Annotated in this window: 2 protein-coding genes; both read right to left on the reverse strand. The window is 74.6% G+C overall.

Going from position 1 to position 13,021, the window contains the following annotated elements; all coding sequences use genetic code 11:
• Positions 1-63: 63 nt before the first annotated feature.
• Entirely contained in the window at positions 64-6,567 is a 6,504-nt protein-coding gene (locus ACIRBX_RS25790; protein WP_402299870.1) for a type I polyketide synthase, read from the reverse strand.
• Between the two features lie 61 nt (positions 6,568-6,628).
• Positions 6,629-13,021 (reverse strand): SDR family NAD(P)-dependent oxidoreductase (locus ACIRBX_RS25795; RefSeq protein WP_402299872.1); only part of this gene is annotated, 6,393 nt, incomplete at its 5' end.

Below are 13,021 nucleotides of genomic sequence, written 5' to 3' on the forward strand. Positions count from 1 at the left end.
GCCGGCCGTCTGACGGCCGGCGCCTCCTGTGCTCGCCCCTTGAGGACTCAGCGGTCCGCCACCTCAGCGGTCCGCTGCGGACACCTCCGGGAAGTAGCCGGTGCCGACGAAGAACTCGACGTGCTTGTCGAACAGCCGGACTCCCGCCTCCGGGCATTCGATGCCGGTCCCGGCCAGCGCCTTCCGGGTCTCGGTGTCGTCGATCGCCGGGTAGAAGGTCTCCGGACTCGCCGCCATGTACTCGAAGGCGTCGAACAGCGGGACCATCGCGTTGTCCGGGTCGGCCAGCACCCGGCTGCGCCAGGTGTCCCAGTCCAGCTCGTCCAGCCGGTAGCCGGCGGCCCGCAGCCGGTCCACGACGGCGGGGAAGCCCAGCCCGCTGTTGTTGCAGACGTGGAAGGTGCCGCCCGCGGCCTCCGGGTTGCGGGAGACGGCGAGGATCGCGGAGCTGGCGTAGTCCACCGGCGTCAGGTGGAAGTCCACCGCCAGCCCGGCCGGGACCGCCCCGGCCTGGATCAGGCCCTTCAGGCTGAGCCAGACGAAGTCCCTGGTCTGGCAGGCGCCGTTGCGCTGGTCCCCGGCGATCAGGTCGACCCGGTAGACCGAGACCGGCAGACCGCGTTCGCGGGCCAGACCGATGATCTCCTCGGCCACCCACTTGCTCTGGGTGTACCCGGTCGGCAGGGTCTCGCCCGGGCCGGTCGGGTCGGTCACCCGCAGCGGGGCGCCGCCGGTGTCCTGGCCGACGAAGACGCCGAGGGTGGAGACGTGGTGCACCGGCACCGTGCGGTGCCGGGCCGCCAGCCGGAGGATCTCCTCCGTGCCCAGCACGTTCGCGGGCTTGAGCATCGCGTACGGCTGGACCCAGTTGACCATCGCGCCGGGGTGGTAGACGGCGTCCACGCTGCGGGCCAGCTCGTCGAACAGCTCCGGCGTCAGGCCCAGGCCGGGCAGGCCGAGGTCACCGACCACGACCGACAGCCGGTCCTCGTCCACCTCCTCCCACAGCCGGTACCACTCCAGGCTCGCCCGCAGCCGGGCGGTGGCCTCGGCGCGGTCCGTGCCGCGCACCAGGCAGTGCACCCTGGCCCGGGTGGTGCGCATCAGGTCGCGCAGCAGGAAGGCGCCGAGGAAGCCGGTGGCGCCGGTGAGCAGGACCTCGGCCGGATCCTCGACGGTGTGGAGCACCTCCGCGGCGGGTCGGATGTCGTCGGCGAGCCGGATCTCGGCACCGAAGTCACCGTGCTGCGCGGCCCGTTCCACCGCCGGGCCGTCCGCGCCGAGCAGTTCGGGGCGCAGCCGTTCGGCCAGGGCGTTGAGCGTGGGGTGGTCGAAGACCAGCGTGGTGGGCAGCCGGAGTCCGGTCAACTGGCCCAGCCGGTTGCGGAGTTCGACGGCGGTCAGTGAGTCGAAGCCGAGCTCGCCGAACGGCTGGTCGGCGTCCAGGGCGTCCGGGGCGGGGTGTCCGAGGACCGCGCCCGCCTCCGTCCGCAGCAGGGCCACCAGGTGCTGGTGCTGCTCCGCCTCGGTCAGCCCGGCCAAGGCGAGGACGGCGGCCTCGGCGCCCTCGTCGTTCCGGGCCGCCCGTCGGACGGGCCGCCGGACCAGCCCGGCCAGCACCGCCGGGGCCGGCCGGGGCTGCTCGCGCAGCGCCTGCAGGTCCAGCGGGGCGGCCACCGCGCTCGCCCGGCTCAGCCCGAGGGCGAGATCGAGCATCGCGAGCCCCTGCTCGGAGACGATCGGCGGGTAGCCGGCCCGCGCGATGCGGTCCAGGTCGGCCTGGTCGAGGTGCTCTCCCATGCTGCCGGTCTGGGCCCACAGGCCCCAGGCCACCGAGGTGGCCGGCAGCCCGAGGCCCGCGCGGTGCTCGGCCAGCGCGTCCAGGAAGGTGTTGGCGGCGGCGTAGTTCGACTGACCGGCACCGCCGATCACTCCGGCGAGCGAGGAGAACAGGACGAAGGCGGACAGGCCGAGGTCGCGGGTCAGCTCGTGCAGGTGCCAGGCCGCGTCGACCTTCGGACGGAGCACCGAGCTCAGCCGCTCCGCCGTCATCCCGTCGATCAGCCCGTCGTCCGAGGTGCCGGCGGCGTGCACGACGCCGGTGAGCGGGTGGTCGGCGGGGATCGCGGCCAGCAGGGCGGCCAGCGCCGCGCGGTCGGCGGTGTCGCAGGCGGCGACGGTGACCCGGGCACCGAGCCCGGTCAGCTCCGAGGTCAACTCGGCCACGCCGGGGGCCCGTTCGCCCCGGCGGCTGGTGAGCAGCAGGTGCCGCACCCCGTGCTCGACCACCAGGTGCCGGGCGAACAGCCCGCCGAGCGTGCCGGTGCCACCCGTGACCAGGACCGTCCCCGCCGGGTCCCACGCCCCGGACCCGCTACCGCGACCGGCCTCGGGCGCCGGGGCGCGCCGCAGTCGCGGCAGGTACGCCCGGCCGGCCCGGATGGCGGCCTGCGGCTCACCGGCGGCCAGCACGGCGTCGAGCGCGGCCTGTTCCTGCGCGGCTTCCGGTGCCGTCGCCTCCGGCGTGACGGCCGGATCGAGGTCGACCAGCACCACCCGTCCCGGCTGCTCGGACTGTGCCGAGCGCAGCAGCCCCCACACGGTCGCCGAGGCGGGGTCGGTGACGCCCCCGTCGGCCGTCGCGGCCACCGCGCCCCGGGTGGTCACCACCAGCGGGACGTCGGCCAACCGGTCCTCCGCCAGCCACTGCTGAAGCAGGGTCAGCACCCGCCGGGCACCCTGGTGCGCGGCGGTGACCACGTCGGCGCCCCGGTCCGGCTCCTGGCGCAGCAGGACCGCGTCGAGGTGCTCACCGGCCCGGACGGCCGCCGCCAGCCCGGCGATGCCGTCCGCCGCCGCCAGCGCGGCCCAGCGCGGCGCCGCGGCCGGCGCGTCGAGCGCGATCGGCTCCCAGACCGGGTGGAAGACCGCGTCCCGGGCCTGCCGGACGTGCGGCGCGACGGGCTCCGCCCGGTGCAGCGTCAGCCCGTCGACGGCGGCGACCGGCCGGCCGCTCCGGTCGGCCAGGCGCAGCGTGCGGCTGCCGTCGGGCGCCGTGCCGAGCCGGGCGCGCAGGGTGGTGGCACCGGTCGCGTAGAGCCGGGTCCGGCCCCACTCGACGACGGTGGTCGCGGGTCGGTCGGCCGGGTCCTGGTCCGCCCGCCGGCCGGGCGGCGCCGCGTCCAGCAGGGCGGCGTGCAGGGCCGCGTCCAGCAGCGCCGGGTGCAGGCCGAAGGCGGCGGCCTCCGACCGGGCCGGCTCCGGGAGGTCCAGCTCGGCGTACAGGTCCTCGCCCTCGCGCCAGAGCGCGGTGAGCGCCCGGAGCTGCGGACCGATCGTCAGGCCGCGCGACGCCAGCCGCTGGTAGGCCCCGTCGAGGTCGACCGGCTCGGCTCCGGCGGGCGGCCACTCGGTCAGCGCGAAGGGTTCGCCGGGGCCGCGCGCCGCGAGGGTGCCCCGGGCGTACTCGCTCCAGCCGCCCTCGCCCTGGTCCGGCCGGGCGTGGACGGTGAGGCTGCGGCGCCCGGTCGGGTCCGGTGCGCCCACCTTGAGCTGGAGGTGCAGCCCGCCGTCGGGCGGCAGCACCAGCGGTGCGGGCAGGGCGAGTTCGTCCAGGACGGAGCTGCCGCACTCGTCCCCGGCCCGGACGGCCAGCTCCACCAGGACGGCGGCCGGGACGACGGCGGAGCCGCCGACCAGATGCTCGGCCAGCCAGGGGTGGGTGTGGGCGGCGAGGCGGGTGGTGAAGAGCAACTCCTCCGAGCCGGCCACCGCCACGGCGGCCCCGAGCAGCGGGTGGCCGGTCGGGGCCAGCCCGAGCCCGGCGGCGTCGACGGTCGCCGAGCCCGGCGCGAACCAGTACCGCTCGTGCTGGAACGCGTAGGTGGGGAGCTCGACCGGGCGGCCACCGGTCCCGGCGAACAGCTCCGCCCAGTCGACGGCCACTCCCCGGACGTGCAGCTCGCCGAGCGAGGAGAGGAAGCGCTCCGGGCCGCCCTCGTCGCGGCGGAGGGTGCCGGTGACGACGGCGTCCTCGGCGATCTCCTGGAGGGCGGAGGTGAGCACCGGGTGCGGGCTGATCTCCACGAACACCCGGTGGCCCTGCTCGGCCAGCACGCGGACCGCGTTCTCGAACTCGACGGGCCTGCGCAGGTTGGAGTACCAGTACGCCGGGTCGAGTGCGGCGCCGTCCACCCAGTCGCCGGTGACGGTGGAGAAGAACGGGATGTCACCGGGCTGCGGGGCGATCGGGGCCAGCACGGCGAGCAGTTCGTCCCGGACCGGCTCGACCTGGGCGGAGTGCGAGGCGAAGTCGGTGGCGAACCGGCGGGTCCGGGCGCCGTCCGCCGTGCACTGGTCGAGGAACTCGGCCAGCAGCTCGCGGTCGCCCGCGACCAGGACCGAACTCGGGCCGTTGACCACCGCGATGGACAGCCTGCCGTCCCACTGCTCCAGCCGCCGGGCCACCTCGGCCCGGGGCAGGGCGACCGCGCCCATGCCGCCGCCGCCCTGGAGCGAGAGGGCGAGCCGGCTGCGCTGGGTCACCACCCGGGCGGCGTCGTCCAGCGAGAGCGCCCCCGCCACGCAGGCGGCCGCCACCTCGCCCTGCGAGTGGCCGATCACGGCGGCGGGCTCCACCCCGCAGGAGCGCCAGAGTGCGGCCAGCGAGACCATCACGGCGAACAGCACCGGCTGCACGACGTCGAGCCGCTCGATCGAGGGGGCGCCGTCGCGGCGGCGCAGGACGTCCTCGACCGACCAGTCCAGGTAGGGCGCCAGGGCGCGCTCGCAGTCGGCGATCCGCTCGGCGAAGACCTGCGAGGTGGCGAGCAGCTGCTCCCCCATCGCGGCCCACTGGCTGCCCTGGCCGGGAAACACGAAGACCGTGCGACCGACCTCCCCCGCCCGTCCCTGGACCAGCCCGGGGGCCGACGCACCGTCAGCGACGGCCTCCAGCAGGGCCCGCAGGCCCTCCGGGTCCCCGGGAGCCAGCACCGCCCGGTGCTCCAGCGCCGTGCGGGTGGTGGCGAGCGAGAGCGCGAGGTCGACGGGGCGGGCGGACGGTTCGCGGTCGAGGAAGGCCGCCAGCCGCCGGGCCTGGTCCCGCAACGCCTCCGGGGTCCGGCCCGAGAGCAGGTACGGGTACAGCCCGTCCGTCCGGGTGGGCGCCTCCGGTTCTCCGGCCTCCTCGGCGGGCGGCTGCTCCAGGATGACGTGGGCGTTGGTCCCGCTGGCGCCGAAGGCGGAGACCGCCGCCCGGCGCGGCGCGCCGGTCTCGGGCCAGGGCCGGGCCTCGGCCAGCAGTCGGACGTCGCCCGCCGACCAGTCGACCAGCGGGCTGGGCTCGTCCAGGTTGATCATCCGGGGCAGCACGCCGTGGCGCATCGCCTGGATCATCTTGATCACCCCACCGACGCCCGCCGCCGCCTGCGCGTGGCCGATGTTGGACTTCACCGAGCCGACCCAGAGCGGGCGGCCCTCCGGCCGGCCCTGCCCGTAGGTCGCCAGCAGCGCCTGCGCCTCGATCGGGTCGCCGAGCCGGGTGCCGGTGCCGTGCGCCTCGACCACGTCCACGTCGGCGGTGGTGAGCTTGGCGGCGGCCAGCGCCGTCCGGATCACCCGCTCCTGCGAGGGTCCGTTCGGGGCGGTCAGGCCGTTGGACGCGCCGTCCTGGTTGACGGCCGTGCCACGGACCAGTGCCAGCACCCGGTGCCCGTTGCGCCGGGCGTCGGCCAGCTTCTCCACCACCAGCACGCCGACGCCCTCGGACCAGCCGATGCCGTCCGCCGCCGCCGCGAAGGGCTTGCACCGGCCGTCGGGCGCCAGCGCCCGCTGCCGGGCCCCGTCGAGGTAGCCGCCCGGGTGGGCGGACACGTAGGTGGCACCGGCCAGCGCGAGCGACGACTCGCCCGACCGCAGCGACTGGGCCGCGAGGTGCAGTGCCACCAGCGCGGACGAGCAGGCCGTGTCGACCGAGACCGCCGGGCCCTCCAGGCCGAGGGTGTAGGCGATCCGGCCGCTGGCCATGCTGCTGAGCTTGCTGGTCATCTGGTAGCCCTCGAACTCCTCGGGGGCGTCCAGGTCGAGGTAGCTCTGCTCGACCAGACCGGCGAAGACCCCGGTGTTCGTGCCCTTCAGCCCGGCCGGGTCGATCCCGGCCTGCTCCAGGGCCTCCCACGCGGTCTCCAGCAGCACCCGCTGCTGCGGGTCCATGGCGAGCGCCTCGCGCGGCGATATCCCGAAGAAGGCGGCGTCGAACTCGCCCGCGCCGTCCAGGAATCCGCCCTGCCTGATGTAGGTCTTGCCGGCCTTCGCCGGGTCCGCGTCGTAGAGCCCGGCCAGGTCCCAGCCACGGTCGGTCGGGAAGTCGGTGATCGCGTCGGCCTCGTCCAGCACGAGCTGCCAGAGCGCGTCCGCCGAGGCCGCGCCCGGATAGCGGCAGGCCATCCCGACGATCGCGATCGGCTCCTCCCGGCCGGCCTCCAGATCGGCGACCCGGCGGCGGGCCTTCTGCAGGTCGGCGGTGACCCGCTTCAGGTACTCGACCAGCTTCTCTTCGTTCGACATGTGGTACCGCATCTCCTTGTGCGTCAGAAGCGTGGCTGGGCAGGGTTGTCGCCCGGGGCGGTCAGCTCCCGGACGGGCCGAACTCGGTGTCGATGAGGGCGAAGATGTCGTCCGCCGAAGCACCTTCGAGTCGGCTCTCGAAGTCGGGTCCGGCCGCCGCCTCCTCGGGCGCGGCGCTCTCGGTGAGCCGCGACAGCAGGGTGCGGAGCCGGGCCAGGACGGCCGGCTGGTCCACCGCCTCCGGGGCGGCTGTGGCCAACGCGGCCTCCAGGTCGTCCAGTTCGGCGAGCACCGGCCGCCGGTCACCCGCACCGGCCTCCTCGGCCAGCAGCCGCAGCAGGTGCGAGGTGAGCGCCGCCGGGCTCGGGTGGTCGAAGACCACCGTGGCGGGCAGCCTGCGGCCGGTCGCCGCGTTCAGCCGGTTCCGCAGGTCCACGCTGGTCAGCGAGTCGAAGCCGAGCTCCTGGAAGGACCGGTCGGCCCCGACGGCGCCGGCCTCGGCATGCCCCAGCACGGTGGCCACCACCCCCCGGACGACCGCCAGGACCGCCTCGTGGCGCTCCGCCTCGCCGAGCCCGGCCAGCCGGCTGCCCAGGGCCTCGGGCGGGGCCGGCACCGCCCGCGCGGCACGCCGCGCCGGGCCGGCGGCCAGGCCGCGCAGCAGCGGGCTGAGGTGCTCGCCGGCACCCCCGGCCCCTGCGGGGAGCACGGCCCCTCCGGTGAGCACGGCGGGGTGCAGCGGGACGGCCAGCAGGGCGGCGCTCTCGTGGCCGAGCGCGGCGTCGAACCAGGCCGTGCCCAGCTCGGGCGTCACCTCCCCGAAGCCCTCCCGGGCGACGCGGAGCCGGTCGGCCTCGCCGAGCTGCCCGTTGATCCCCTCCCCGCCGGCCCACAGACCCCAGCCGAGCGAGGTGCCGGGCAGGCCCAAGCCCCGGCGGTACTGGGCGAGCGCGTCCAGGAAGGCGTTCGCCGCCGCGTAGTTGGCCTGGCCGGGGCTGCCGAGCACCCCCGCCGTCGCGGAGAACAGCACGAAGGCCGCGAGCTCCGACTCCCGGGTCAGCTCGTGCAGGTGCCAGGCCGCATCCGCCTTGGACCACAGGACGTCCGCCAGCCGTGCGGCGGAGAGTCCGCCGACCAGGGCGTTGTCCAGGATCCCGGCCGTGTGGACGACGGCGGTGAGCGGACGTTCGGCCGGGACCGCGGCCAGCAGCTCCGCGAGCGCGGCGCGGTCCGCCACGTCGCAGGCGGCGAGGGTGACGCTGCTCGCCCCGAGACCGGCCAGCTCGGCCGCCAACTCCTGTGCCCCCGTTGCCCGTTCGCCCCGGCGGCTGACCAGCAGCAGGTGCCGGGCCCCGTACCGGGTGACCAGGTGCCGGGCGAACAGCGCGCCGAGCGTGCCGGTGCCGCCGGTGATCAGCACGGTCCCGTCCGCGAGCGCGGCCGACCGGTCGGCCTGCGAGTCGGCCTGACGGTCCGTGAGGCGCTCCAGCCTGGGCAGGTGTGCCGTGCCGGACCGCAGCGCCACCTGCTCCTCGCCCGAGGCCAGCACGGCCGACAGCACCGCCGGTTCGAGCTGCGCCGCGTCGTCCACGTCGATCAGCACGATCCGCCCGGGTGCCTCCGACTGGGCGGACCTCAGCAGGCCCCGGACCGCCGCGACACCGGGGTCCACCACGTCGTCGACGCCGACCGCCACCGCATGCTCGGTCACCATCACCAGCCGGGCATCGGCCAGTCGCTCCTCGGCCAGCCACTGCTGCACCAGCGCCAGCGCCGCTGCGCTCGCGTGGTGGGCGGTCGGGACCGGACCGCCCGGGTCCGGCTCCGGTGCGGCGAGGACCGCGTCGAACCCGGCCCCCCGCTCCAGCGCGGCGGCGACCTCGGCCACGTCGGCGTACACCTCCCCGGCCACCGCAGGGGCACCCGCCAGGCCCACCCATCCGACCGGTGCGCCGGGCTCCGGCAGCAGGGCCGGGGTCCAGTCGACCCGCATCAGCGGCCCGGGGCCGAGGGCGAACTCGGCGTCGGCCACCTCGCGGTACCCGACCGACTCCGCCTCGGCGATCAACCGGCCCTCCTCGTCCAGGAGTTGGACGGCCATGACCGAGGGGCCGGTCGTGGTCAGCCGGGCCCGGGCCACCGAGGCGCCGGCCGCGTACAGCCGGACGCCGCGCCACTCGGCGGGCAGCGAGGTCGTACCGTCACCGCCCGGTGTCACCCCGCCCCGCAGCGCCGCCTCCCACAGCTCGGGGTGCAGGCCGTAGTGCGAGGCGTCCGCCCGGTGCTCCTCCGGCACGCCGACCGGGACCGACGGCACCGCCGGGGGGACGGCACCGAGGTCGGAGGCGTCCGGCCCGCCGACCCCGAGCCGCCCCTCGGCGTGCAGGGTCCAGTCGGCCTGCCCGTCCGCGCGGAAGTGGACGGCGAGGCTGCGGAGGCCCGCTCCGTCCGGCGCGCCGACCTTCAGCTGGAGCTGCCCGCCACCGCCCTCCGGCAGGACGAGCGGCGCGCGCAGCGAGAGCTCCTCCAGCGTCGTGCTACCGACCTCCTGGCCGGCTCGCAGGGCCAGGTCGACCATCGCGGACACCGGCAGCACCACCGAGCCGAGGACGGCCCGGTCGGCCAGCCAGGGGTGCTGCGACACCGAGAGGTGATTGGTGAACAGCACTTCGTCCAGACCCGCGACCACCACCCCCGCGCCCAGCAGCGGATGCCCCGTCGCCCGGAGCCCGAGCCCGGCGGCATCGGCGGACGCCCCGGCGCCGGTCGAGCCCAGCCAGAAGCTGCGGTGCTGGAAGGCGTAGGTGGGCAGGTCGATCCGCCGGGCGCCGGTACCGGCGAAGTACGCCGACCAGTCCACCGGAAGCCCCCGGCCGTGCAGATCGGCCACCGCACCGAGGAGGTTCGCGGCCTCCGGACGGTCCCGACGGAGCAACGCGACCGCAGCGGGTCCGGCGCTCGCGGCCCCGTCGGCGGCCAGGTCGTCGAGGATCTCCTCGGCGAGCCCGGTGAGGACCGCGTCCGGCCCCAGTTCGACCAGCGACGTCACCCCTTGCTCGGCGAGGGTACGGACGGCGTCCAGGAATCGTACGGGTTGCCGGACTTGGCGGACCCAGTAGTCCGCGGTGCGGAGCCGGTCCTCGTCGGCCGGGAGGCCGGTGAGGGTGGAGACGATCGGGATGCGGGGCCGCTGGAAGTCGAGCCCGGCCACGATCCGGCCGAACTCGGCGAGCATCCCGTCCATCTGAGCGGAGTGGAAGGCATGACTGACCGTCAACCGCTTCGTCCGCCGACCCCGCGCCGCCAGCAGCTCCGCCGTCGCCAGCACCGCACCCTCGTCGCCCGAGACCACCACCGCCAACGGCCCGTTCACCGCCGCGATCTCCGCTCCATCGAGCAGGAGCGGCAGCACCTCCGCCTCCGACGCCTGCACCGCCACCATCGCACCACCACCCGGCAACGCCTGCATCAACCGCGCCCGCGCAGCCACCAGCACCGCCGCATCCGCCAGCGACAGCACACCCGCCACATGCGCGGCGGCCACCTCACCGATCGAATGCCCCACCAGGAAGTCCGGCCGCACACCCCACGACTCCAGCAACCGGAACAGCGCCACCTCCACCGCGAACAACGCCGGCTGCGCGAACCCCGTTCGGTCCAACCCCACACCCGAAGCGATCACCTCACGCAACGACCGCCCCAGCACACCGTCCAACTCCGCACACACCGCATCGAACGCCGCCCCGAACACCGGGAACGCAGCAGCCAACTCCAGCCCCATGCCCACCCGCTGCGCACCCTGCCCCGTGAACAGGAACGCCGACCCACCCGACACCCGCGCAGCGATGTCACCGTGCTGGGCCAACTCACGGAGTCGAGCGAGGAGTTCATCCCGATCGCCACCGACCAGGACCGCCCGGTGTTCGAGCGCGGCACGCCCGGTGGCCAGCGAGAAGCCGACATCGAGCGGCCGAGCGCTCTCGGCCACCGGCAGCAGCAGCCGCGCCTGGTCCGCCACCGCCTCCGGCGAACGCCCCGACACCACCCACGGCACGACCCCCGGGCCGGTCGGCTCCGTCGACAACTCGGTTTCCGGGGACGGCACCTGCTCCACGATCACGTGCGCATTCGTGCCGCTGAAGCCGAAGGAGGAGACGGCGGCCCGGCGCGGTGCACCGGTCTCCGGCCACAGCTGCTGCTCCGTCAGGAGCGCCACCGAACCCGCGCTCCAGTCCACGTGCGGCGACGGCTCATCCACATGCAACGTCCGCGGCAGCACACCGTGCCGCATCGCCTGCACCATCTTGATCACACCACCAACGCCAGCTGCCGCCTGACTGTGACCGATGTTCGACTTCAACGACCCCAACCACAACGGCCGCTCCCCCGAACGCCCCTGACCATACGTCGCGATCAACGCCTGCGCCTCGATCGGATCACCCAGCGTCGTCCCCGTCCCATGCGCCTCCACCGCATCCACATCCACCGCCGACAACCCCGCACTCGCCAACGCCTGACGAATCACCCGCTCCTGCGCCGGACCATTCGGAGCCGTCAACCCATTCGACGCACCGTCCTGATTGACCGCACTCCCCCGCACCACCGCCAACACCCGATGCCCATGACGCCGCGCATCCGAAAGCCGCTCCACCAACAGCAGCCCCACACCCTCACTCCACCCCGTACCATCCGCAGCGGCGGCAAAGGGCTTGCAGCGACCGTCGGTTGAGAGACCTCGCTGCCGGGAGAACTCCACGAAGGCTTGGGGAGTCGACATCACGGTCACCCCACCGGCCAGCGCCAGATCGCACTCGCCCTGCCGCAACGCCTGCGCCGCCAGGTGCAACGCCACCAACGACGACGAACACGCCGTGTCCACCGTCACCGCCGGCCCCTCCAGGCCGAGCGTGTAGGAGACCCGCCCGGAGGCGACACTGCCGGCGTTGCCCCCGGCGAGGTAGCCCTCCAACTCGTCCGGGACGTTCTGCACCGTCGTCCCGTAGTCGCGGTACATCACCCCGGTGTAGACACCGGTCCGGCTGCCCCGCAGCGATTCGGGGTCGAGCCCCGCGCTCTCCACCGTCTCCCAGGCGGTCTCCAGCAGCAGCCGCTGTTGGGGGTCGGTGGCGAGCGCCTCGCGCGGGGACATCCCGAAGAACTCGGCGTCGAACAGATCGGCATCGTGCAGGAACCCGCCGGAGCGCGTGTAGCTGTGACCGACCCGCTCCGGGTCCGGGTCGTACAGACCCTCCAGATCCCAACCCCGGTTCTCCGGAAAGCCGCTGACCGCGTCCGTACCCGCGAGCACCAAGCGCCACAGGTCCTCGGGGGATCGCACCCCACCCGGATAGCGGCAGGCCATCCCGACGATCGCGATCGGCTCGTCGGACGGAGCGACGGCCTCAATTCCCTTACTGCCAGTGCCTGCTGTGGAGAGTTCGGCCTCCAGGTGGAGCGCGAGGGCGGACGGACTGGGGTGGTCGAAGGTGAGGGTGGCCGGCAGCTTGAGACCGGTGGCGGTGTTGATCCGGTTGCGGAGCTCGACGGCGGTCAGCGAGTCGAAGCCCATCTCCTGGAACGCCCGCCCCACCTCGATCGCCGCCCGGTCAGCGTGGCCGAGCACACCGGCGACCTCACCGCGCACCAGGTCGAGGAGCACCTGCTGCCGTTCGAGCGGCGAGAGTGCGGCCAGCCGGTCGGCCAGCCCGGATGCGGCGCCGTGGTCGGCCGCCCGGCGCCTAGGCGGCGGGACGAGGGCGCGGAGCAGGGGCGGGACCTCGGCGCCCGGGGCGCGCAGGGCGGCCGTGTCGATCCGGGTGAGCGCGAGGACCGGCTCGTCCGAGGCCACCGCGGCATCGAACAGCGCCATCGCCTCCGTCGAGTTCAGCGCACGCAACCCCATCCGGGTCATCCGCTTGCGGTCGACCTCGTCGAGTCCACCGCTCAGCGCACTGGACTCCTCCCAGAGGCCCCAGGCGAGGGACGTGGCCGGCAGACCGAGCCCACGCCGATACCGCGCCAACACATCCAGAAACGAGTTCCCCGCCGCGTAATTCCCCTGACCACCCGTCCCCAACAAACCCGCCACCGACGAATACAACACGAACGCCGACAACCCCAACCCAGCCGTCAACTCATGCAGATTCCACGCAGCATCCACCTTCGGCCGCAACACACCAGCCAACCGCTCCGCAGACAACGCCGACACCAGACCGTCATCCACCACACCCGCCGTATGCACCACCCCACTCAACGGATACTCACCCGAAACACCCGCCAACACCCCCCGCAACGCCCCACGATCCCCCACATCACACGCCGCCCACGAAACCTCCGCCCCCAACCCCACCAACTCCGCAGACAACACCCCAGCACCCGGCGCATCACCACCACGACGACTCACCAACAACAACCGCCGCACCCCATGCACCACCACCAAATGCCGCGCAACCAC

The organism is Kitasatospora sp. NPDC096147, from assembly GCF_044763225.1.
Classification (GTDB): Bacteria; Actinomycetota; Actinomycetes; order Streptomycetales; family Streptomycetaceae; genus Kitasatospora.